The 21,733-nt window shown below is 69.0% G+C and carries 22 protein-coding genes and 1 pseudogene; 14 read left to right on the top strand and 9 right to left on the bottom strand.

Annotation, left to right across the window (positions count from 1 at the left end; all coding sequences use genetic code 11):
- Positions 1 to 32 precede the first annotated feature (32 nt).
- From CTB96_RS17615 to CTB96_RS17605, 3 genes and pseudogenes are all read left to right on the top strand, one after another.
- Positions 33 to 446 carry an ankyrin repeat domain-containing protein gene (locus tag CTB96_RS17615; RefSeq protein ID WP_110128085.1) on the top strand — a complete coding sequence of 138 codons (414 nt, stop codon included), beginning with the start codon at positions 33 to 35 and terminating at the stop codon, positions 444 to 446.
- Between the two features lie 259 nt (positions 447 to 705).
- A pseudogene (locus CTB96_RS17610) lies at positions 706 to 972 on the top strand (DUF6194 family protein); the annotation flags it as partial.
- A gap of 175 nt (positions 973 to 1,147) precedes the next feature.
- Entirely contained in the window at positions 1,148 to 1,936 is a 789-nt protein-coding gene (locus CTB96_RS17605; RefSeq protein WP_110128083.1) for a hypothetical protein, read from the top strand.
- Here CTB96_RS17605 and CTB96_RS17600 read toward each other — a convergent pair.
- Positions 1,933 to 3,198 (bottom strand): hypothetical protein, encoded by a 1,266-nt coding sequence (locus CTB96_RS17600; RefSeq protein ID WP_110128082.1) that lies wholly within the window; start codon positions 3,196 to 3,198, stop codon positions 1,933 to 1,935. The genes CTB96_RS17605 and CTB96_RS17600 overlap by 4 nt on opposite strands.
- Positions 3,199 to 3,442: 244 nt before the next feature.
- On the opposite strand from CTB96_RS17600, the gene CTB96_RS17595 reads away from it, so the two are divergent.
- Together CTB96_RS17595 and CTB96_RS17590 are read left to right on the top strand one after the other, a co-directional pair.
- Complete coding sequence (locus tag CTB96_RS17595; protein ID WP_110128081.1) at positions 3,443 to 4,579, top strand: baeRF11 domain-containing protein; 1,137 nt, start codon at positions 3,443 to 3,445, stop codon at positions 4,577 to 4,579.
- A gap of 427 nt (positions 4,580 to 5,006) precedes the next feature.
- Positions 5,007 to 5,252 carry a hypothetical protein gene (locus CTB96_RS17590; protein ID WP_110128080.1) on the top strand — a complete coding sequence of 82 codons (246 nt, stop codon included), beginning with the start codon at positions 5,007 to 5,009 and terminating at the stop codon, positions 5,250 to 5,252.
- Positions 5,253 to 5,324: 72 nt separating this feature from the next.
- Here the strand turns inward: CTB96_RS17590 and CTB96_RS17585 are convergent, their stop codons facing one another.
- Genes CTB96_RS17585 through CTB96_RS17575 form a run of 3 tightly spaced genes read right to left on the bottom strand, consistent with a single transcriptional unit; the run spans position 5,325 to position 9,034 of the window.
- On the bottom strand, positions 5,325 to 6,854 hold the full coding sequence (locus CTB96_RS17585; protein WP_181397327.1) for a threonine/serine exporter family protein: 1,530 nt from the start codon (positions 6,852 to 6,854) through the stop codon (positions 5,325 to 5,327).
- 58 nt (positions 6,855 to 6,912) lie between these two features.
- The gene (locus CTB96_RS17580) at positions 6,913 to 8,106 is read right to left on the bottom strand and encodes an acyl-CoA dehydrogenase family protein (protein ID WP_248283435.1); all 1,194 of its coding nucleotides are present in this window, start codon (positions 8,104 to 8,106) and stop codon (positions 6,913 to 6,915) included.
- A gap of 10 nt (positions 8,107 to 8,116) precedes the next feature.
- Complete coding sequence (locus CTB96_RS17575; protein ID WP_110128078.1) at positions 8,117 to 9,034, bottom strand: DUF4349 domain-containing protein; 918 nt, start codon at positions 9,032 to 9,034, stop codon at positions 8,117 to 8,119.
- A 155-nt stretch (positions 9,035 to 9,189) separates the two neighbouring features.
- Between CTB96_RS17575 and CTB96_RS17570 the strand changes: the two genes are divergently transcribed.
- The 3 genes from CTB96_RS17570 to CTB96_RS17560 all read left to right on the top strand — a co-directional run bounded on the left by CTB96_RS17570 (position 9,190) and on the right by CTB96_RS17560 (position 11,399).
- Positions 9,190 to 9,402 carry a hypothetical protein gene (locus tag CTB96_RS17570; protein WP_110128568.1) on the top strand — a complete coding sequence of 71 codons (213 nt, stop codon included), beginning with the start codon at positions 9,190 to 9,192 and terminating at the stop codon, positions 9,400 to 9,402.
- A 23-nt stretch (positions 9,403 to 9,425) separates the two neighbouring features.
- Positions 9,426 to 10,334: an alpha/beta fold hydrolase gene (locus CTB96_RS17565; RefSeq protein ID WP_248283434.1), complete on the top strand. Its 909-nt coding sequence runs from the start codon at positions 9,426 to 9,428 to the stop codon at positions 10,332 to 10,334.
- A 78-nt stretch (positions 10,335 to 10,412) separates the two neighbouring features.
- The gene (locus CTB96_RS17560) at positions 10,413 to 11,399 is read left to right on the top strand and encodes an aldo/keto reductase (protein ID WP_110128077.1); all 987 of its coding nucleotides are present in this window, start codon (positions 10,413 to 10,415) and stop codon (positions 11,397 to 11,399) included.
- An 81-nt stretch (positions 11,400 to 11,480) separates the two neighbouring features.
- Here the strand turns inward: CTB96_RS17560 and CTB96_RS17555 are convergent, their stop codons facing one another.
- The 3 genes from CTB96_RS17555 to CTB96_RS17545 all read right to left on the bottom strand — a co-directional run bounded on the left by CTB96_RS17555 (position 11,481) and on the right by CTB96_RS17545 (position 14,624).
- Positions 11,481 to 12,299, bottom strand: coding sequence for an aldo/keto reductase (locus tag CTB96_RS17555; protein ID WP_427846497.1), 819 nt, complete (start codon positions 12,297 to 12,299; stop codon positions 11,481 to 11,483).
- Positions 12,300 to 12,365: 66 nt separating this feature from the next.
- Positions 12,366 to 13,274, bottom strand: a complete 909-nt coding sequence (locus tag CTB96_RS17550; protein ID WP_110128075.1) for an endonuclease domain-containing protein — start codon at positions 13,272 to 13,274, stop codon at positions 12,366 to 12,368.
- A 141-nt stretch (positions 13,275 to 13,415) separates the two neighbouring features.
- Positions 13,416 to 14,624: an MFS transporter gene (locus CTB96_RS17545; protein WP_110128074.1), complete on the bottom strand. Its 1,209-nt coding sequence runs from the start codon at positions 14,622 to 14,624 to the stop codon at positions 13,416 to 13,418.
- Positions 14,625 to 14,698: 74 nt separating this feature from the next.
- Between CTB96_RS17545 and CTB96_RS17540 the strand changes: the two genes are divergently transcribed.
- Positions 14,699 to 15,583, top strand: a complete 885-nt coding sequence (locus tag CTB96_RS17540) for a sulfurtransferase (RefSeq protein ID WP_110128073.1) — start codon at positions 14,699 to 14,701, stop codon at positions 15,581 to 15,583.
- 142 nt (positions 15,584 to 15,725) lie between these two features.
- Here the strand turns inward: CTB96_RS17540 and CTB96_RS17535 are convergent, their stop codons facing one another.
- Positions 15,726 to 16,592, bottom strand: coding sequence for a PhzF family phenazine biosynthesis protein (locus CTB96_RS17535; protein WP_110128072.1), 867 nt, complete (start codon positions 16,590 to 16,592; stop codon positions 15,726 to 15,728).
- A gap of 251 nt (positions 16,593 to 16,843) precedes the next feature.
- On the opposite strand from CTB96_RS17535, the gene CTB96_RS17530 reads away from it, so the two are divergent.
- The 4 genes from CTB96_RS17530 to CTB96_RS17515 all read left to right on the top strand — a co-directional run bounded on the left by CTB96_RS17530 (position 16,844) and on the right by CTB96_RS17515 (position 20,648).
- Complete coding sequence (locus CTB96_RS17530) at positions 16,844 to 17,740, top strand: ABC transporter substrate-binding protein (protein WP_110128071.1); 897 nt, start codon at positions 16,844 to 16,846, stop codon at positions 17,738 to 17,740.
- 194 nt (positions 17,741 to 17,934) lie between these two features.
- The gene (locus CTB96_RS17525; RefSeq protein ID WP_110128070.1) at positions 17,935 to 18,831 is read left to right on the top strand and encodes an ABC transporter substrate-binding protein; all 897 of its coding nucleotides are present in this window, start codon (positions 17,935 to 17,937) and stop codon (positions 18,829 to 18,831) included.
- A 3-nt stretch (positions 18,832 to 18,834) separates the two neighbouring features.
- Complete coding sequence (locus tag CTB96_RS17520) at positions 18,835 to 19,857, top strand: amino acid ABC transporter permease (protein WP_427846496.1); 1,023 nt, start codon at positions 18,835 to 18,837, stop codon at positions 19,855 to 19,857.
- Entirely contained in the window at positions 19,854 to 20,648 is a 795-nt protein-coding gene (locus CTB96_RS17515) for an amino acid ABC transporter ATP-binding protein (protein WP_282433149.1), read from the top strand. Before CTB96_RS17520 ends, CTB96_RS17515 begins: the two co-directional genes overlap by 4 nt.
- 89 nt (positions 20,649 to 20,737) lie before the next feature.
- Here the strand turns inward: CTB96_RS17515 and CTB96_RS17510 are convergent, their stop codons facing one another.
- The gene (locus tag CTB96_RS17510) at positions 20,738 to 21,112 is read right to left on the bottom strand and encodes a DoxX family protein (RefSeq protein WP_110128069.1); all 375 of its coding nucleotides are present in this window, start codon (positions 21,110 to 21,112) and stop codon (positions 20,738 to 20,740) included.
- A gap of 132 nt (positions 21,113 to 21,244) precedes the next feature.
- On the opposite strand from CTB96_RS17510, the gene CTB96_RS17505 reads away from it, so the two are divergent.
- The gene (locus CTB96_RS17505) at positions 21,245 to 21,721 is read left to right on the top strand and encodes a MarR family winged helix-turn-helix transcriptional regulator (protein WP_110128068.1); all 477 of its coding nucleotides are present in this window, start codon (positions 21,245 to 21,247) and stop codon (positions 21,719 to 21,721) included.
- The last annotated feature ends 12 nt before the right edge of the window (positions 21,722 to 21,733 follow it).

Genomic DNA, 21,733 nt, shown 5'->3' with positions numbered 1-21,733 from the left:
GGTTCTTCTGTTCGAACCAGCGGGAGACGATCATGACAGCGCGCGCCGAGGACCAGGCCACCGACCCGTCGGCGGCGGTTGTCGAGGGAGTCTTCGACCTCGCCCGTGACGGTCGCACCGGCCCGCTGGGCGAGATGCTCGACGCGGGGGTGCCGCTCAACCTGGTCAACGGGCGCGGCGACAGCCTGCTCATCGTGGCCGCGTATGCGCAGCACCGCGAGACCGTACAGGACCTGCTGCGGCGCGGTGCCGACACCGCGATCGTGAACGGGATGGGGCAGACCGCCCTGGCCTGCGCGGTGTTCCGGGGCAACGAGGCGATCCTGCTCGACTTGCTGCAAGCCGGCGCCGACCCCGACCTCGGCAGCCATACCGCCATCCAGATCGCCGACCAGTTCGCCCTGCCGCGGATGCGCGAGGTTCTCGAAACCCACGCCACGGCCTGACCGTCAGGACCGCTGCAGCACCGAGCTGCAGCACGGATCGCAGCACTGACCGCTGGACTGAAACGTGGCCGCGCGGGTAGGGCGCCGCATCGCGGGTGGCACGCCACGGGCGCAGCGGCGCCGTGCCCGCGAATCGGTGTGCGCCCGCCCGCGACCGCCCTACGACCGGTGTGCGGCGGACGGGCGATTGCGCTGCGAGGGCCCAATGACGAGACTGGGCCAATGAGCCAGAGCAGATCATCGTCCTGGTGCGCGGCTCTTCTATTACGCGCCAGACGTGCGGGTGCCGCAGAACCGGCAGCCGTACGCGACGATCATCACCAAGGACTACCCCGGCGACGTGCAGGCGGGCACCGCCGGCGTGCGGGATTCCACCGCGACCGACGCGTTCTTGCCGCATCCGGTCTGCGGAGCGCTGGGCTGGCTCGCGGTGGTGAACCCGGGGGAGCGCACGATTCCCACCGTCGCCGCCCTGCTGCGCGAGGCGCACGACGACGATCAACGGCGGGTCAGCCGCCGCGGTTAGCCTCCACGGCCCCGCTTCGGCGCCTCGTCTCGGCACATCGCACAGTGGATGGAGCCGGTGACTGTGCGAAGTCTGGAATCGAACGATTTCTCCGCCCTTCCACCGCAACGGATGTCAGCGGTCGTTGTTAGCGTCGCGCTCAGTCGACTTCGAAACAAGAGGTGGTGGTGGCACGATGACCGACAGTTCCGGCAGCCCAGGCTCGACGGGCATCGCGGTTCGGTTCCGTTGTGGGCACGGGGCGGATGCCGCCGTCGCCCGTATCACCCTGCAACGGGCCTGTCCGCTGTGCATGCTGCTCGCCGAGACCGCACGCAGCCGGGAGCAACTGCTGCGCCGGGTGGCCCCGGCCGGCCGGGCCGCCCTGGCTCAAGAGACCCGGATCGGCACCGAGTACGAGTGGATCTGCACGCGCGGGCACTCCCGGTACTCGGCGAGCGTGCGGGAGACCCTCACCGGGCCCGGCTGCCCTAGATGCGACCGAAACGCCCAGGCGCCGGCGGCCCGAGGAGAGGGCGGAGTGCCCTTCATGAAGCCGGGCCTGAAGACACGCACCTCGCGCACCGAACAGCGGTTGCGGATGCTGCTGGGCGAACGCATCCGGCTGCCGCACCGTGTGAACGCCATTCGCATCAACCGCAGCTTCTACGGCAAACCGGAGGTGTGGCCGGACATCATCATCCCCGCCCTCAGGGTTGCGATCGAGTACGACTCACCCGGACGGAAGAAGACCTCCCACCGTGGCCTCAACGAGGTGTCGGACCGGGAGAAGGACGCTGCCCTCGAGGAAGTGGGCTGGGCCGTGATCCGGGTGCGCGCCGACGGGCTGGAGCCGGTGGGGCGGTACAGCATCGTGACGTCGGGGGTCACTGATGCCCTCGTCGACGAGATCCTGACTCTGCTCGCCCAGATCCGTGGAGAGACGGCGGTGGCTGCCCTGCTGATCCGGGGCGTAGCTGGTTAGCCCGTCTTCGTTCGGGCGGCCCAGTACGTGTTCAGCTCCGTGATCACTCTGGTGGTCTCCGGCGTCTCGTTGGTCCTCGTCCCCTCGAAGGTATGAGCTCCGGGTGCGGCCGTGACGGTGAAAACAATGGGCTGATCGAAGACCTCGATCACCGTGCTCGAGGTCTGCCAGAGCCCGCCGGCGACGACGGCGTCCACGATCTGCACACCGGCGTCTTCGTCGTAGCTCACGGGTCCGAATTCCAGGGTGCCGTCCGTCTGCGGGGTGAACGAGATCAGGTCGTCGGCGGCTCTCGTGGCGTTCGAAGCGAACATCGATTCGGCGGTGGTCACCTGGGCATCCAGCGTGCCGTCGCCATTGAGGTAGACCGACGCCAGGGCATGCCCCACCCGGATTTCCTCTACGAAGGCGGGCCGGGGCGCGGCATCGATCGTCGACACCGCCTGGCGGAACTGTGCGGGGTCGGAGACGCCGACGCTGATCACATTGCCCGTCATCACCCGGCCGGATACACCGGGGGTGGCGTCGATCAGGGCGAAGAGTGGATCCAGCTGAGGGGTGTCGGCGGTCACCGCATACGGCAGACCCTCATCCGACTCGATGCTGAACTCCACTGCCGCGTGCGCCGGGTCTGAGGCGAACGGCTGGATCTGGGCGATCATCGCGTCCCTGGCCGATTCCTCGGCGACCTCCACCGTGAATGTCGCGCACGGCACCAGTATCAGTGTGGTGACCGAGGGATCACCCAGCAGCTGGTCGAATTCGGCGACGAGAGAGTCCGCAGGCTCGCACGGGTCGGTGCCCTCGCGGATCATGAAGAGGCTCGCGTCATCTTCATCGTCTGACCTGACCGATAGTTCGGGAACGTCGTTGCCGGCGTAGTCGTCGAACAGCGTCGAGACGTCGGCCTTCGCTCCAGACAGTTGGATGAACGCCTGATAGGCGGAGGCGCCCGTCACCCTCTCGTCGTTGAACGCGGTGAGTGCCAAGCCGACCAAGCTGGCCGTCTCGTCCTGCGTCTCGCCGATCTGGAAGCTCACCTTCCCGTAGCTGAGGGACATATCAATGTCGTCACCCTCGTGTGCGGACCGGTAGTCCGTCGCTGCCTCGCCCAGACGGCGGATCTGATCCTCGGTCGCCGCGTCGCTGATAATGCCCTCGACGTTCACATCGCAGGTGCCGAAGCAACCGGTCGCGCTCATGTCCGTGCTGTCGATGATCTGGCTCTGGCCCAGCCAGGTTTCTGCGGCGTTGCCCTGCACCGAACATGCGCTCAGCCCGGCGCTGACCAGTGCAGCCAGAGCTAACGTGCTTGCGAAGTTGACGCTCTTTCGTCTACGGATGGTTCCCCCTCATTCGTATGCAGCCTCCACAGTATCGTCCCGGTGCGCCCGGCGGCCGACCTTATGGGATCAGGGCCGAGTGGATAGAGTGGGCCGGATAAGAGGCTCACGGTCGAGCAAGGGGGTCGGCGCGTGAGGTGTCCGGAGTAAAGGAGCGCGTGCCGTGCTGCACACAGACATACCCACTAGAGACGACGTCGACACCCTGGCCACGGTGCGTGAGCATCCCTGCGTCTCGATCTACCTGAGCACCAGCCCGTTACCGCAAGACGCCGACATGGCCAGGGTGGAACTCAAGAACCTGCTCGCCGACGCCCTGCAGCAACTGCGGGACGCCGGCACCGACCGGCGGCTGGTGGAACGGCAGGAGGAGACGCTCGTCGACCTGATCGAGGACGTCGACTTCTGGCGGCAGCTCTCCTACAGCCTGGCGATCTTCGCCACCCCCGACAGCGTGCGCACCTACCGGCTGCCCAACCGGCTGACCACCGCCCTGGAGGTCTCCGACCGGTTCTACCTCAAGCCGCTGCTGCGCGCGGTCACCTTCCCCCAGTCGGCCTTCGTGCTCGCCCTGGCCCAGAACTCGGTGCGCCTGCTCGAACTCAACGCCGAGAGCCCGGTCTACGCGGTGCCGGTGCCCGGACTGCCCAGCGACGTCGCCAGCGCCGTCGGCCTGGACTCGATCAGCGGTCGCACCCAGGACAAACACATCATGGGCGGGCGCATCCAGGGTGCCGAAGGGCAGAAGGTGCGGATGCGGCAGTACGCGCGCGCCATCGACCGGGCTCTGCGGCCGGTGCTCAGCGGCCTCGACCTGCCGCTGATCCTCGCCGCCGCCGAACCGTTGGCCGGCATCTACCGGTCGGTGAACAGCTACCCCAACCTCACCGAGGCGATCATTCCCGGCAACCCGGAGGAAACCCCCGACGAGGAGCTCGGCCGCGCCGCCCGGGGCATCCTGGACGAGCTGTACGCCGCCGAGCTCGACGCGCTCAAGGACCGGATGGCGCGGCGCGCGGCGCACGGCCGCGCCGTGACCGACCTCAGCGACGTCGCCAGGGCTGCGACCTATGGCGCGGTGGAGACCCTGTTCGTGGACATCGACCAGATCGTGCCCGGCCTGGTGGACGAGGAGACCGGGGCCGTCACCCTGAGCGACACCGAGGACGCCGTGACCTACGGCGTGGTCGACGAGATCCTGCGGCGGGCGCTGCTCTCCGGCGCGGAGATCTTCGCGGTGCGGGCCGACGACATGCCCGGTGGTGGCGCTGTCGCGGCCGGGGTGAGGTTCCTGGTCTGAGCATCCGGCCGTGCCCGCCAGGCGCAAAAAACCGGTGTCGCCTGCGAACAGGCGACACCGGTGCGTCTAGTGATTCCGGGCGGGTGAGCCCGGGAAAGCGAGTTAGCGCTTGCGGGCCTTCTCGGTTTCAGCGGACTTGAGCTGCTTGTCGGCGCGCTTTTCCTTCAGCGACTTGCCGGCGACCTTCTTGGCCGCGTCCTTCTTGGGTGATTTGTCAGCCATGTGTACTCCTTCGACCTGAGCCCGAGCGGCACCGATGCTCTGACCCTACGCGGATTGGCGGCAAAGAGCATCTCGGCACGGCGGTCGCCGCCCTCGTAATCCGCGCCCGGGCGCGCCCCTGTGCCTTTCGGGGGTGCAGACGTAGGCTGTCTGCGATGAGGCGCCCCGTCACTGGGATGGGAAGTCGTCGGAGAGCCGGGAGATCATGAGCGCACAGGAAACGTACAAGGCAGTGCTGTTCGGCCCGAACGTGATCGGGTCGGGCACGGAAGTGGAGTTGCACTACTCGAACGGGGAATACCAGGACGTGGTGGTGCTCGAGGCCGTGGAAGAAGGCCAGACCATCACCCGCACCTATCGCAAGGGCGCGGAGACCGAAGAACCGATCCCGTACCGATTCGTCGAGGAAGACGTGTCGACCGAGACCCCGGAGGGTGAAGTTCCCAACTAGCGCACCGCTCGGCCCCACCGGTGGCCCGGCATCGTTGATGCCGGGCCACCGGTGTCGGCGCCCGTCGGGGCCCTAGATGCGCGGACCGGGGGCGGCCGACTTGCGGCTGAGCCGCACGGGAACGGCCATCAGCGGGCCCACGAAGCGGCGCTGCAGGCGCCGGCCCGGACCCCAGACGTACTGCACGATCAGTTGGGCCAGGATGGCGCTGGCCGCGAGGGCCACGGCGATCGCGCCGGCGGTGAGTAGGTTGAGCAGCCCGTTGATGTCGCCATCCGACATCTGCAGCAGCCCCCGGAACAGTGCCAGGCCCGGCACCAGCGGCACGAGCGCGCAGACGATGATCACCAGGGGCGGGGTGCGCACGATGCGCGCACCAACGGCCGCCAGGAGCCCGGCGCCCATCGCGGCGGCACCGGAGGACCAGACCAGGCCGAACCCGGCGTTGGTGGCGCCGAGGTAGATGACCTCGGCCACCGCGCCGAGCAGGCAGACCACCCAGAGCGCACGCCAGGGCACCTGGGTGCCGAGCGCGAATCCCACCACGATCACCACGGCGGCCACGAGCTGGATGGCCAAGATGCCCAGAGTCGGCGTCACATCGGCGGTGATGCGCAGGTCGAGGCCGAACCGGGCGAGCACCAGCGAGGAACCGGCCACCCCGGCGACCAGCCCGCCGGTGATGAGCAGCGCCTCGATCAGGCGGGCGGTGCCGGTGAGGTAGAACCCCGAGAGCGTGTCGTGCACCGCGCCGAAGGTGGTGACCCCGGCCAGGAGCATGATGATCGTGGCGACCACGACGAGGGACGGCGTGGCGGTGGGATCGACGAGCGGCACGAACGCGGCGAACAGCGGGCCGATCGCCCCGCCGACCACGGTCTGGTAGAACAGCGGCACCCGCCGGTTGTCGAGCGCGGTGGTGAGCAGGTCGATCACGAACGCCGCGATGAAAGCCGCGATCACCACGATCGGGCCACCGCCGATGAGTGCGGCGGCGCCGGCGCCGACGAGGCTCCAGCCGATCCGGCGGTAGAGCAGGGTCACCTGCGGCTTCGACGACACGATCGTGGCCAGACGCTTGCGCGCCTCCGCCACATCCGTGGGCTCTTCGATGAGGTCGGCGATCAGCTCGGAGGTGGCCGTGAGCTTGGCGTAGTTGAGGGTGCGGTACTTCACGTCACGGCTGCGCGAGATGGACTCGTGGGTGGACTGGTCCTCGTGGGTGAGGGTGATGATCGTGTGGGTGATGTTCGCCTCGGTGCCGCGCAGCCCGTAGGCGCGGGTGAGCGCGAGCATCGCCGCCGTCGCGTCCTCCGCGCCAGCGCCGGAGGCGAAGATCACCTCGGCCAGGCGCATGGTGAGGTCGAGCACCGACCGGGTGTACGCGGCGATGTCGATCACCGGAACGGCGATCGTGGAGGTGCTCGGCGCATCCTCGTAGGCCCGCACGGCGGCGATGCCGGTGGCGTCGGCGCGCAGGATCGGGATGCTCGTGGTGACCGGGCGCGGGGTGGTGGGGTGCGGCGCCCGGTAGGGCGTGCGGGCGATGTTCACCGGTTCGGTGGGGGTGGGGTTCGGGGTGGTCGGGGGTACTGCAGTCAACGGGACAACTTCAACACTTCGGGGGTCGGTGATGCGGGTGGGAATAGGGCGGGTGCGCTCAACCATCGAGGGGGCCGAGCCAGGCGGCGGCGACGGTGGCATGGGCGGAATCGGCGTTGGACGGGTGGAACCGTCCGGCCAGCACGTCGCGGTAGAGGCGGCCGAGTTCGTTGCCCGCGAAATAGCTGGCGCCGCCGTTCACCCGCACCATCAGGTCCACCACCTCGGCGGCGCTCTCCACGCTGCGGTGCTTGAGCCCGGCGAGCTTGGCGAACCAGAACGGGCCGTGGTCGGCCAGGGCGTCCACGTCCCGGGCGAGCGCGTCGATCTGCGGGTAGATCGCATCCTGCAGCATGGCCGCCTGCGCGATGCGGCGGCGGATGTCGGGATCCTGCGCGAGCGGGCGACCGTCGTTCTTCGCCGATCGGCGGCGCTGCGCGGCGGCGATACCGAGTTCGAGGGCCCGCTGGGCGATGCCGGTGTACACGGCCGAGAGCAGGATCTCGAAGGTGGCGAAGATGCCGAAGATCAGCGGGTCGCTCACCGGGCCGGGCGGAAGTCTCCGCACCACCCGGTCGGCGGGGGCGTAGGCGCCGTCGAGAACAGTGGTCTGGCTCTGGCTGCCGCGCATGCCCAGGGTGTCCCAGTCGTCCTTCCGGCTGATGCCGGGGTCGGCGCGGTCGAGGAACGCCCACACGATCTGTGGATGCGCGGGGTCGGAGGTGTCGAGCCCCATCGTGCCGAGCTGCGTCCAGACCGGCGAGAGCGAGGTGAAGATCTTGGTGCCGGTGAACCGGTAGCCGCCGTCCGGCTGCGGCTCGGCCGTCGTGGACGACCCGAACAGCACCAGGTCGTTACCGGGTTCGCTCACCCCGAAGCCGAAGATCGCGCCCTGTGCGGCCTCGGTGAGGAGGAAGTCGAGGGCGGAATCGCCGCGGTCGTGCATGGCCTTGGCGACGCCGGTCCAGACCAGGTGCATGTTCACCGCCAGCGCGGTGGCCGGGGCGTGCGCGGCCAACCGGGACTGTTCTGCCGCGACCTGCGCCAGGCTGAGGCCCAGCCCGCCGAACTCCGTGGGCACCAGGGCGCGGAGGTACCCGGCCTCGGCCAGCTCGGTGACGTCGTCGAACGGGAAAGTGTTGGTGGCGTCGTGACCGGCCGCGCGCGAGCAGATGCGGCCGAGCAGAGCGTCGTCGAGAACCGCCGCGACGGCGGGGGCATCGGATGCTGCGGGGCGGGAAATCTCGGTCACACCTGCAAGCCTACGTAGCCTTTCCCTTTCGTGTGGTCAGACGCACGATAAGGAACACGATCCCGCCGGCCACGGCGAGGATCGCCAGCCAGGGAAGCGCGAAGCCGACGCCCACCAGCAGGGCGCCGAGGGTGGTGACAAGTGCGTTCCAGCCGCTCACGATCCCGGTCCAGAAGTTGTCGGGAGCGCCCGGCGCGACGGTGCCGGTGGAGTAGAGGTCGAGTCCGATGGTGGAGTACTCGATCTGGTCGGTGAGGTAGTCCCGCTGGGACTGCATGCTCTCCAACTCGGACTGCCGGGTGGACAGCTCACCCTCGATCGCGATCAGGTCCGTGGTGCTGGTGGCCTGGTCCATCAGGGTCAGCAGCCGGTTCACCGAGGTGGTGAGGGCGGTGATGCGGGCATCCACATCCTGGCTCTGCTGGGTGACGTCGGCGGCACTCAGAGACACGTAGTTGACGGTGCCCAGGGCGCGGAGCTCGTCGAGGGTGCGGTCCAGGTCGCCGGCGGGGATGCGCAGGGACAGGTTCGCGCTGGCCGCTTGGTTGTCGGTCTCGGGGTTCTCGGTGCGGCTGTCGACCCGGCCGCCGGCCTGCTCCACGATGGTGGCGGCATCCTCGGCGGTCTTGATCGGGTCGGTCACGGTAAGCGATACGGACCCGGTGGTGATCACGGCGCGGTCCGCGGCGGTGCTGCCGGCGCTGGCGTCTTGCGGCGCGGCGTCGCCGGGGGCGACCATCTCGTTCGACCGGCTGCCCGCGTCACCGGACTCGGCGGTTGAGCCGGCGCTGTCGCTGCTGGCGGTGCAGCCGGCCAGCAGCAGCGCCGCGAGGGCGATACCGGCGGCCAGGGCGGCCAGCGGCGCCCGGCGACGACGCATCGGAGCGGCGCCGGCGGAGCGGCTGGCGGGGGGAGCGCTGTGGTTCATGGCCCAACTGTAGGGTCGGGCCCAACCCGCAATCTGGGGGATTTCTGAGAGTCGGATCACAATCGAGTCTCGGCCCAGAGCCGGGCCGTACGGTGGAGATGGCGCCGGTTGTGCCGGCACCGCACCCAGTCAGTACCGTGCTCGAGGAGGAATTCATGGGATTCGCAGACGACGCCAAGGACGCGCTTGCCGCAACCGGACAGAAGATCGGCCGCGCCGCCGAAGACGCCAAGGAACGCGTCTCCGACAAGGTCGACGAGGTCAAGGCCGACGCCGAAGTGAAGAAGGCCGAAGGCGACGTGAAGAAGGCCGAGGCTGAGCGCGACGCCACCAAGGCCAAGAACGACTACAAAGAAGACCTGCGCTAGCTCCACCGGAGCCGGCGCACCCCGTGACCGACGTTCCGGGCATCGTGGAGGAGGCGGCGTTGACGAACCAGCTTCGTCAGCGCCGCGTTCGACCAGCCGGGCGCACCCGGCGCGGAGCGCCGCGACTGCACATTCACACCGACACCGGCAGAGGCCCGGTCGTGATCCTGGTGCACGGCATCGCCTCCACCTCGGCCACCTTCCACAAGGTCGTGCCGCGGCTCGTGCCCGGCCACCGGGTGATCACGATCGACATCCTCGGCCACGGCGCCTCACCCCGACCGGCCGACTGCGAGTACACCCTCGACGACCATGTGGCCGCGCTCGCCGCCACCATCCGTTCGTTGCGGTTGCGGGAGCCGTTCGTGCTCGTCGGCCATTCCCTGGGCAGCCTGATCGCCACCCGGTACGCGGCCGAACGGCGCTGGTATGCGCCGCGTGGCACCCGGGTCTCCCGGCTGGTGCTGGTGGGCCCGCCGATCTATCTCTCGCCGTCGGACATCGGCGACCCGTGGGTGCGGGCGCGGGTGTCGGCGTATCTGCGGGCCTACGAGTTCCTGCGCGGAAACAAGGAGTTCACCCTGGGCAACGCGGCCGTCCTCGGCCGGCTGCTGCCCAAAGGTGTGCTGGAACTGACGGATGAGAACTGGGCGCCGTTCGTGAAATCGCTCGAGCATTGCATCGAATCGCAAACCATGGTCAGCGACATCGCCGGCCTGCACCAACCCGTCGACCTGATCTACGGGGCGCTCGACGCGTTCGTAGCACCCGGCAGCCTGCGCGTGGTCGAGCGGATGCGCCACGTCACCACCCACCGGGTGGAGGCGAACGACCACATCGTGCGCAGCCGCATTGCCAAGGTGCTGGTGCGCGTGATCGACGGCACCATCGACGCGGGCCGCCCGGCCAAGTCGCTGTCGCCCGCCCGCTGAGCACCCGGCCCCGATGGTCGGCCGACGCTGCAGACGTGTTCTCCCGCAGCTGCCCGGCGGCGTGGCTAGGCTGGTGGGATGGACACTAGAACACTGGGCAGAACCGGCCGCACCGTCTCCGTCATCGGACTGGGCACCTGGCAGCTGGGCGCCGACTGGGGCGACGTCACCGAGGCCGACGCCACCGCCGTGCTCGCCGCATCCGTTGATGCCGGCGTCACCTTCTTCGACACCGCTGACGTCTATGGCGACGGCCGCAGCGAGCAGATCATCGGGCACTTCCTCGAGCACGGCGCTCCGGGGGTGGACATCACCGTGGCGACCAAGATGGGTCGCCGGGTCGACCAGCTGCCCGAGAACTACGTGCTCGACAACTTCCGCGCGTGGACCGAGCGGTCCCGCCGTAACCTGGGCACCGAGACCCTCGACCTGGTGCAGCTGCACTGCCCGCCGAGCGCGGTCATCGACTCCGGCGAGGTCTACGACGCCCTCGACACCCTGGTCGACGATGGTGTGATCGCCAATTACGGCGTGAGCGTGGAGACCTGTGAGCAGGCGCTGACCGCGATCGCCCGCCCCGGTATCGCGACGGTGCAGATCATCCTGAACGCGTTCCGGCTCAAGCCCCTCGACGAGGTCGTGCCTGCCGCACGCGCCGCCGGGGTGGGCATCATCGCCCGCGTGCCGCTGGCCAGCGGGCTGCTCACCGGCAAATACACCCGCGAGACGGTGTTTGCCGAGAACGACCACCGCAACTTCAACCGCGACGGCAGTGCCTTCGACGTGGGCGAGACCTTCTCCGGCGTGGACTACGAGACCGGCCTGACTGCCGCGAATGAGTTCTCCGCGCTCGTGCCCGAGGGGCTCACCCCCGCGCAGGCCGCGCTGGCCTGGGTGGCTCAGATCGACGGGGTCAGTTCCGTCATTCCCGGCGCTCGGTCAGTGAAGCAGGCGCAGGGCAACGCATCCGCCGGCGCCGTGCCTGCCCTGCCCATCGAGTTCATGGAGGGCGTGCAGTCCATCTACGACCGTCTCCTGCGCGAGTCCATCCACGACCGCTGGTAGCCCCCACCCCCGGTTCCGCGAACTGTGAGCTAAGCACCTTCCCGAGCGCTGGGAAGGTGCTTTTCTCACGGCTCGCGGGGCTTAGCCGAGGTCGTCGGGGTCTTTACCGGTGCGTTCGCCCGCGTCGAGAGCCCGGATGGCCTCGTGGTCGGCGGCATCCAGGGTGAAGTCGAAGACCTCGAGGTTCTGCCGGATGCGCTCCGGCGTGACCGACTTGGGAATCACCACATTGCCCAGCTCGAGGTGCCATCGGATGACGACCTGCGCGGCTGACTTGCCATAGCGGGCGCCGATGGCGCCCAGCACCGGGTTGCCGATCGCGCGGCCCCGGGCCAGCGGCGACCAGGCCTCGGTGACGATCCCGTGCGCGGCGTTGTAGGCGCGCTCCTCGACCTGCTGCAACCACGGCTGCAGCTCGATCTGGTTGACAGCCGGCACGATCTCGGTCTCGGCGAGCAGCCGGTCGAGATGGTGCGGGTGAAAGTTGGAGACGCCGATCGAGCGCGCCCGGCCGTCGGCCTTGAGCGTTTCGAGGGCACGGTAGGTGTCCACGTAGCGGTCCTGCCGGGGCGCCGGCCAGTGGATGAGGTACAGGTCCACCTCGTCGAGGCCGAGCTTGGCCAGGCTGTCGTCGAACGCGCGCAGCGTCTCGTCGTAGCCGTGCTGGGCGTTCCATACCTTCGTGGTGACAAAGACCTCGTCGCGCGGCAACCCCACCCGGGCCAGGCCCTCGCCCACCCCGCGCTCGTTCGCATACAGGGCCGCCGTGTCGACGTGCCGGTAACCCGCCTCGAGCGCGATCTGCACGGTGCTCGCGGCGATCGCCTCGGGAACCTTGTACACACCCAGCCCGAGCTGCGGGATGGTGTGGCCGTCATTCAGCTGTACCTGGTGTTCCATGCTCCCCATGTTAAAGTCGCGAGCTGTGACCTGAGCACCGAAAATCTCGACTTCCTGGTGCTTAGGTCACGGCTCGCGGGAGTGCAGCACGCTGCGCACGCGTCGGAGGAACTCATGTCCGTCGGCGCGCAGATCGTCGTCGGTGATGCGGATGACCCGCCAGCCGTGGTCTTCGAGTCGCTCGCGCCGGGTGATGTCCTTGCGGAACTGCGCACGGTCGGTGCGGTGGCCGTCGCCCTCGTACTCGACGCAGGCGCGCAGGCGCGGCCAGGCGAGGTCGACCCGGGCGATGAAGTTGCCCTCGGCGTCGGTGATCACATAGTTCGTCATCGGTTCGGGCAGCCCGGCATCGACCAGCAGCAGCCGGGTCTCGGTCTCCTTGGGCGACTCCACCCGAGTTCGGGCTAGGGCGGCGGCTGCGCGAAGCCGTTTCACTCCGCGCCGACCCGTGCGGGCCAGGATGGCCCGGTGCAGGTCCTCGGGGGTGAAGGCGGGGTGCTCCCCGCCGAGGAGGACGTCGGCGACGGCGACCAGTGCGGTGCGGGGAAGCACCATGGCGAGGTCGGTCCAGGTCTGTAGCGGTGAGGTGACCGGGATGCCGTCGACGTACTCCACGTTCAGCAACTCGGTACGCAATTCGTGTCCGACCACCCCGGTCATCTGCGGCGGGCGGGTGCCGGCGGGCACGGTGACGTGGATGCGGGTGTCGGCTGCGACCCACGCGGGGAGGGGCAGCCCGAGAATGAGGGCCGCCGTGTGGTGGCTGATCACGTGGGTGGGCGGCATCCGCTCGGCGTAGCTGCGGCTGAGGGCGAGCACGCTGGTGGGTGCGGGCCCGGCAACGCGCACTTCTCGGAAGGGCGCGGACAGGTCACGGCCCTGCAGGCGTCGGCGGGTGAGGCCGAGACTACGTGCCAGGGTCACGGGAAAGGGTTCGCCCAGGAGCTCGGGAGGAAGTGGTGTGTGTCGTGGCATGCAGAGAGGATGCCAAACGCGCACGACCCCCGCGGGATCTCTCCACAGCCGTTCGCGAGCTGTGAGGAAAGCCCCATAAATGCGGAACTTTAGGTGCTTAGGTCACGGCTCGCGAGAGGGAGGGGAGGGGAAACGGAGGGGCTAGGAGACCTGGATGCTGATCGGCTCGGTGTCGGGGATGGGGCTCACGTCGCGCCCGCGCAGGTCGGGGTGCCAGCGTCGGCCGAGCGCGGGGATGATCGTGCCCAGCGCTGCGAAGCCCGCGGCCACGTAGATCGCCGAGGCGGCGCCGGAGTGGTCGATGGCGAAGCCGGCCAGCGAGGAGCCTAGCGCGGCGCCGATGAGCTGGCCGGTGCCGATCCAGCCGTAGGCCTCGGCGGTGTCGCTGAACTTCACGCTCGCCGACACGATGCCGAACAGAACGGCGAACGACGGGGCGATGCCGATACCGGCCAGCAGCAGGGCACCGGAGAGCCACCAGAAGTTGAGCCAGATGGCGGCGACGGCCAGGCCGATCGTGACGATGAGCATCCGCGACGCCAGCGCCCACGGTCCGATCGGCAGGTGCCCAAGGGCCAGACCGCCGATGAGCGAGCCGACCGCGAAGATGCCCAGCACCCAGCCGGCGTTGGCGCTGCCGTGGCCGAACACGGCCACGACGCCGGCCTCCACGGCGGAGCAGGCGGCGACGAGCATGAAACCCACCACGGTGCTGAGCAGCACTTCGGGCTTCTTGAGCACCACGCCGAGCTTGCGGCGGCTGCGGGGGATGCGCACCCGGCCCACCTCGGGCAGCGCCACGAACCAGATTCCACCGGCGACGAGGAAGAACGCGGCGAGCAGGATGCCCGCGGTGGTGCTCACCTGGATGGCGACGAACGTGGCGATGACCGGGCCGAGCACCCAGATGATCTCCTGTGCCGACGCATCCAGCGAGAACAGCGGCGCCAGCTGGCGGGAGTTGACGACCTTGGGGTAGATGGTGCGCACGGCCGGCTGGATGGGCGGCATCGACAGCCCGGCGACGAAGCCGACGACCATCAGGCCCACGATCGGCAGGGGTACGAGGGCCATGACCACGATTGAGGTGGTGCAGATGGCCATGGTGGCGATGATCACCGGGCGCATGCCGAGGCGGCCCATCAGGCGGGAGGTGAGGGGGCCGGCGATGGCCTGGCCGATGCTCATCGCGCCGAGCACGAGGCCGGCGGCGCCGTACGAATCGAAGATGCCCTCGATGTGGATGAGGAACGCCAGGGAGAGCATCCCGAACGGGAATCGGGCGGTGAGCTGGGCTCCGATGAGGCGGGCAACGCCCGGGGTCTTCAATAGGGTCCAGTAGCTGCTCACAACCGTCCAGTCTACGGCCGCTGGGCATCGCGGCGAAAAACGGGAGGGAGCTGGGCTGCGGCTAACGTGGACGGGTGCACACTCTGATCTCGGCGGCCGATCTGGCCGCGCTGCTCGTCGTCGGCCCCGGTCCCCGCATCCTCGACGTGCGCTGGAAGCTCGGCGGCCCTCCCGGCCGCGCCGAGTACCGCGGCGGGCACCTGCCCGGCGCCGTGTACGTGGACCTGGACACCGAGCTGGCCGGGCACGGCGACGCCGCGGACGGCCGGCATCCGCTGCCCGCTGTGGCAAACCTGCAGGCCGCCGCCCGCGGTTGGGGACTGAACGACGGCGACACCGTGGTGGTCTACGACGACCTCGGCAACATGTCGGCCGCCCGGGCCTGGTGGCTGCTGCGGCACGCCGGGGTGGCCGACGTGCGCCTGCTCGACGGCGGCCTGGCCGCCTGGCGTGCAGAGGGCCTGCCCGTGGTGGCGGGGGAGGAGCCCGTGACACAGGGCTCGATCACGCTCACCCCCGGCACCCTGCCGACCCTCGACGCGGATGCCGCCGCCGCGCTGGCGCAGTCCGGCGTGCTGCTCGACGCCCGCGCCGCCGAACGCTACAGCGGCGACACCGAACCGATCGACCCGCGGGCGGGCCACATCCCCGGCGCGATCAACGCTCCCACCGGCGCGAACCTCGACGCCGACGGGCGGTTCCGGCCGGCGGCCGAGCTGCGCGCCCGGTTCGAGGCTCTCGGCGTGCACGCCCGCGGTGTGTCGACCGGTGCGGATGCCGGTCCGCCCGGCTTCGACGTGGGCGTCTACTGCGGCTCGGGCGTGACGGCCGCGCATGAAGCGGTAGCCCTCACCCTGGCCGGGTTCACCCCGGCGCTCTACCCCGGCTCCTGGTCGGCCTGGTCCAACCAGCCCGACCGGCCGGTCGCCACCGGCGACGAGCCGGGCGCGCCCGCCTGACCCGGTGCGCCTGGCTGGCCCCGGCGCGCGAGTCCTTCACGTCGGCGCCCCCCCCGGGTGGCTCGTCGCGCCGGTCATAGCGGGCGCGCTGGGCCAACCGGGGTGCAGCGGACCAGGAACGGACACACAAGGGCGCGCCTGGCTAGGCGATGTCCACGGCGGTGCCGCTCACCACGATGCCGCCCACGGCCGGCACGTCCACGAGCAACAGGCTCGGCCGGCCGACGTGCCGGCCCTGGCGGATGACGACCCGCGCGGGCGGCGCCACCAACCCGAGCTCCCGCAGGTACCCGCCCACCGAGGCCGCGGCCGAGCCCGTTGCCGGGTCCTCGGTGATGGTGCCGACGGGGAACAGGTTGCGCGCCTCGAACTCGGCGGCGCCAGTCGGCACCAGGGTGGTCACGGTGCCGGCCCAGCCCTGCGCATCCATCAGGGCGCGCATCGCTGCCGGGTCGAACGTGAAAGCGTCGAACCCGGCCTGGTCGGCGAACACGATCACCGGATGCCAGTTACCCGCGTAGGCCAGCCGGGGCGGGTAGTCCGGGTGCAGGGCCTCCGCGGTGACGCCGAGCAGACCCAGCAGCGTGCCGAGCACTCCGGGGTCGAGAATGGCCGCCCGCGGGTCGACGCTGGTGAAGGACGCCGTCGTGCCTGCATCCGTCGCCCGGGTGGTGATCGTGATGGCGCCCACGTTGGTCTCGAAGGTGACCGTGCCGGTGCCGTCCCGACCGGCGAGGGCCACGGCGGTGGCGACGGTGGCGTGGCCGCAGAACGGCACCTCGGCGACTGGGGAGAAGAAGCGCAACCGGCTGTGCCGCGGGTCGCCGTCGACCGCCGGCTCGGTGACGAACGCGGTTTCGGCGTAGCCGACCTCCGCCGCGATGGCCTGCATCGCCGCGTCGCCCAGCCCGCTCGCGTGCAGCACGATGCCGGCCGGGTTGCCCCCGGCGGCAGCATCGGCGCGGTCAGGATCGGTGAAGGCGGCGTATCGCAGCACGGTCTCAGTCATCCCACCATGGTGCCAGCATCCGTGCGAGTCCGGAGGTGGCGGGCCGGTCGGTGCGCCCCCTGTGGCCGAGTGTGCCTGCTTGAGCGCGGTAACCTTGAGCTGCTGCGTCCGCTTCGACTGACCCTTCAGCCGATCTCGTACGAGCCGCACCCCAGCGCAGGGGTGTTCAGGCTCGCTCCACTCGTACCGTCAACGGACCGCTCAGTCGACTCGATCCCTTGTGGTCTCGAGACCCACGAAAAGGTTGTGCCATGCGCGCTAAATACGTACTCCCCGCCCTCGCTGCCGTGTCGGCGCTCATGCTCACCGGATGCGTCGACAACTCGACGCCCGCGACATCCGGGTCCGCCGTCAGTACGGCTCCCGCGATCGCGAAGGATGACGCGGCAGCAGCCCTGGTGCCGGCCGAGGTTGCCGATCGTGGCGCCCTGATCATCGGAACCGAACCGACCTACGCGCCGAACGAGTTCAAGAACGAAGCCGGCGACCCGATCGGCTGGGACATCGAGCTTGCCACCGGCATCGCCGCCAAGCTCGGCCTGACTCCGACGTTCCAGGTCGCGAAGTTCGACAACATCATCCCGAGCGTGGCCGGCGGCAAGGCCGACATCGGGGCGTCCTCCTTCACCGACACCGTGGAGCGCGAGCAGCAGGTCGACTTCGTCAACTACTACAACGCCGGCATCCAGTGGGCGTCGGCAGTGGGCACGGACGTCGACCCCGACAATGCCTGCGGCCTCAAGGTGGCCGTGCAGACCGCCACCTATGAGGACACCGATGAGGTGCCCGCCAAGAGCGACGCCTGCTTTGCCGCCGGCAAGCCCGCGATCGAGAAGCTGAAGTTCGACACCCAGGCCGACGTGGCCAACGCGGTTGTGCTCGGCCAGGCCGACGCGCTCAGCGCCGACTCCCCGGTCACCCTGTACGCGATCGCCCAGACCGTCGACAAGTTGCAGCCGGCCGGCGAGACCTTCGACGAGGCCCCGTACGGCATGGTCGTGGCCCAGGGTTCCGAACTCACCGCCGCCGTGCAGGCCGCCCTGCAGTCGATGGTGGATGACGGCAGCTACGCGGCCATCCTCGACGCCTGGGGGGTCACGGACGGTGGCGTCGACGAGATCACGATCAACGCAGCCGCGAACGGCTAGGGCGGCGATACGACCGCAGGAGTAGGCCGCCTGAGGAACACGCTAACCTTGGCGGGCGTCGGTTGGGCTGTTCCCGAACCGATATCGCCAGGCCGTTCCTCCAGCGCAGGGGTGTATTAGGCTCACTGCAGTCGTACCGTCCACTGCCATTCAGTCGGTCCAAAACTCGACGCACTAATGAAGAAGGTCGTGCCATGCGCGCTAGATACGTAGTTCCCGCCCTCGCCGCCGCCGCCGCGCTGATGCTCACCGGCTGCGTCGACAACTCGACGCCCGCTACCAGCAGCACCGATGCCGGCAACACCTCCGCGGTGGAGCAGGACGACGCCGCAACGGCCCTCGTGCCGGCCGAGGTCGCCGACACCGGCACCCTGGTGATCGGTACCGACCCCACCTACGCGCCGAACGAGTTCAAGAACGAAGCCGGCGAGCCGATCGGCTGGGGCATCGAGATCGCCAGCGGCATCGCCGCCAAGCTCGGACTCGAACCCGAGTTCCAGGTGGCCAAGTTCGACAACATCATTCCGAGCGTCAACGGAGGCAAGGCCGACATCGGCGAGTCCTCGTTCACCGACACCGTCGAGCGCGAAGAGCAGGTCGACTTCGTCAACTACTACACCGCCGGCATCCAGTGGGCATCGGCGAAGGGCAAGGACGTCGACCCCGACAACGCCTGCGGCCTCAAGGTGGCCGTTCAGGCCACTACCTACGAGGACACCGACGAGGTGCCCGCCAAGAGCGACGCCTGCGTCGCCGCCGGCAAGCCCGCCATCGAGAAGCTCAAGTTCGACACCCAGGATGCCGCGACCAACGCGGTGGTGCTCGGCCAGGCCGACGCGCTCAGCGCCGACTCCCCGGTGACCCTGTACGCCATCGACCAGACCGACGACAAGCTGCAGCTGGCCGGCGAGACCTTCGACGTGGCGCCCTACGGCATCGTCGTCGCCAAGGGTTCCGAACTCACCAAGGCCGTGCAGGCTGCCCTGCAGTCCATGGTGGATGACGGCAGCTACCAGGCGATCCTCGACGAGTGGGGTGTCGCCGACGGCGGCATCGACGAAATCACGATCAACGCAGCCGCGAACGGTTAACCCGTGAGCACCACGAACGTGAACGGCCCAGCGGCGGTCACGCCGCCGCTGGGCGAACCGGATGCATCGGCGCCGATCAAGGCCATTCGGCTCCGACACCCGTGGCGGATGGTCTTCGCCGTCGTGCTCGTGGCGATCTTCGTGTTCTTCGTCATCGACGCGGCGTTCCGCCCGGCCTTTGACTGGCCGTCGGTGGGCAAGTACCTCTTCGACCGGCGTATCTCGATGGCCGCGCTGGTCACGATCGAACTGACCGTGTTCTCGATGGTGATCGCGATCATCCTCGGCGTGATCCTGGCCGTGATGCGGCTCTCACCCAACCCTGTGGTCAAGAGCGTGGCCTGGTTCTACCTCTGGATCTTCCGCGGCACCCCGGTGTATGTGCAGCTGACCATCTGGGGCCTGATCTCGCTGATTTACACGAGTATCGACATCGGCCTGCCGTTCATGACCCCGTGGTTGTCATTCAGCACCACCGCCGCCCTGAACACCTTCACCCTGGCCGTGATCGGCCTGGCGCTGAACGAGGCCGCGTACATGGCCGAGATCGTGCGCGCCGGCCTGCTCTCGGTTGACAAGGGCCAGGAAGAGGCCTCGATCGCGCTCGGCATGAGCTGGTCGCAGACCATGACCCGGGTCATCCTGCCGCAGTCGATGCGGGTGATCATCCCGCCGACCGGCAACGAGGTGATCTCGATGCTGAAAACCACGTCGCTGGTCACGGCGGTGCCGTTCAGCCTCGAGCTGTTCACCCGGTCCCGGGATATCTCGGCAGAGACCTTCAACCCGATCCCGCTGCTGATCGTGGCGTCGATCTGGTACCTCTTCTTCACGTCGATCCTCATGGTGGGCCAGTACTTCCTCGAGAAGCGCTTCTCCCGCGGTGTGGGCGACCGGCAGGCCAACAAGTCGGATGCCGGCGGTGGCGCAGGCCTCACCGGAGCCGTGCCCATCGTGGGCGCGGGGCAGCCGACCGTTGTGCTGCCCCCGACCCCAGACAAGCCCGGCACCGGAGGAACACGATGAGCGGCACCCTGGCGACAGGCGCATCCGTCGAACCCCCGATGGTGCTGGCCGAGCAGGTCACCAAGAGTTTCGGCGCGCACGAGGTGCTCAAGGGCATCACCCTCGAGGTGAAGCGCGGCGAGGTGATGTGCCTCGTCGGGCCCTCCGGCTCCGGCAAGTCCACCTTCCTCCGCTGCATCAACCACCTCGAGGTGCTCTCGGCCGGCCGGCTCAGCGTGGACGGTGAACTGATCGGCTACCGCGAGGCCAACGGCAAGCTCTACGAGATGGCGCCCAAGGAAGCCGCGAAGCAGCGCCGGGACATCGGCATGGTGTTCCAGCGGTTCAACCTGTTCCCGCACATGACGGCTCTGCAGAACGTGATGGAGGCGCCGCTGCGGGTCAAGGGACTGCCCAAGGCGAAGGTCGAGTCAACTGCTCGCGACCTGCTCGCCCGGGTGGGGCTCGCCGACCGGGCCGACTACTACCCGGCGCACCTCTCCGGCGGCCAGCAGCAGCGGGTGGCGATCGCCCGGGCTCTGGCGATGGAGCCCAAGCTGATGCTGTTCGATGAGCCGACCAGCGCGCTCGACCCCGAGCTCGTCGGCGAGGTGCTCGATGTCATGAAGGGCCTGGCCAAGGAGGGCATGACCATGATCGTGGTCACCCACGAGATGGGCTTTGCCCGCGAGGTCGCCGACTCCCTAGTCTTCATGGATGCCGGCGTTGTGGTGGAGTCCGGGCTTCCGTCAGAGGTTCTCGCGAACCCCCGGCACGCCCGCACCCAGGCGTTCCTCTCCAAGGTGCTCTAGCCCGCTCCTCCTTCCGCGAGCTGTGAGAAAAGCCCCAGAATCTTGACGATTCTGGGGCTTTTCTCACAGGTCGCGGGATGCGCGCGGGGTTAGAACGCCCAGGGGCCGAAGCGGGTGATGGCCACGAGCAGGGCGAGGATGCCGAGGACCGCGCTGGGCAGTGCACCCTTGGTGTCGTTCGCGCGCACGTGCCAGACGACGGCGCCGACCATGATCACGGTGAGGGCGGCCGCGGCGATGGGCACGAGGATCGGCGCGATGCCGGTGACCGCGGGCAGGATCAAGCCCAGGCCACCGAGCAGCTCAGCCAGTCCGACGAGCTTGACGCCGGCATCCGAGTAGTCGTTGGTCCAGGCCATGCCGTTGGCGGCGAGCTTTGTGCGCGGCTGGGCAACCTTCATCAGCCCGGCGCCGATGAAGGCGACGGCGATCAGGGCGGTGATGATCCAGATGGCGATGTTCATGGGGACTCCTGTGTTGATGCCGGCCCCGGAAGACGCCGAACGAGATGATGATTGCAGCGGAAGTAGTTGCCGCGTCAAATAAACTATCGCGAACTACTTTCTCTGTCAAGTAAATCTCGGTAGGGTAGGCACATGGACGAACCGCAGTGGCTGAACGCCGACGAGCTGGAGGCGTGGAAAGCCCTGGCCGGGGTGCTGTTCCTGCTGCCGACCGCCCTCGACTCGCAGTTGCAGCGCGACTCGGACCTGGCCATGGCGGACTACATGGTGCTGGTCATACTCTCGGAAAGAGACGGCCGCAGCATGCGCATGACTGAGCTCGCGACCTCCGCCAACACTTCGCAGTCGAGGCTGTCGCGCATCGTGGCCCGATTGGAGGCCGCCGGGTACGTGACCCGCCAGATGGCGCCGGATGACCGCAGGGCGGTGCTGGCGACGCTCACCGAGGCGGGCATGGCCAAGCTGGTGGCGGCAGCGCCCGGGCACGTCGCCCAGGTGCGCAAGCTCGTCTTCGACCGCTTGAGCCCCGCCCAGGTGGCCTCCCTGAACGAGGTAGCCCGCGCCCTATCGAATCCCGACGACTCCGCGACCTGTGAGATAAGCACCTAAAACCCGCGCGTT

Source organism: Cryobacterium arcticum (assembly GCF_003185895.1).
Classification (GTDB): domain Bacteria; phylum Actinomycetota; class Actinomycetes; order Actinomycetales; family Microbacteriaceae; genus Cryobacterium; species Cryobacterium arcticum.
The sequence above is the reverse complement of the archived record's forward strand: the minus strand, read 5'-3'. Positions and strand labels throughout refer to the sequence as shown.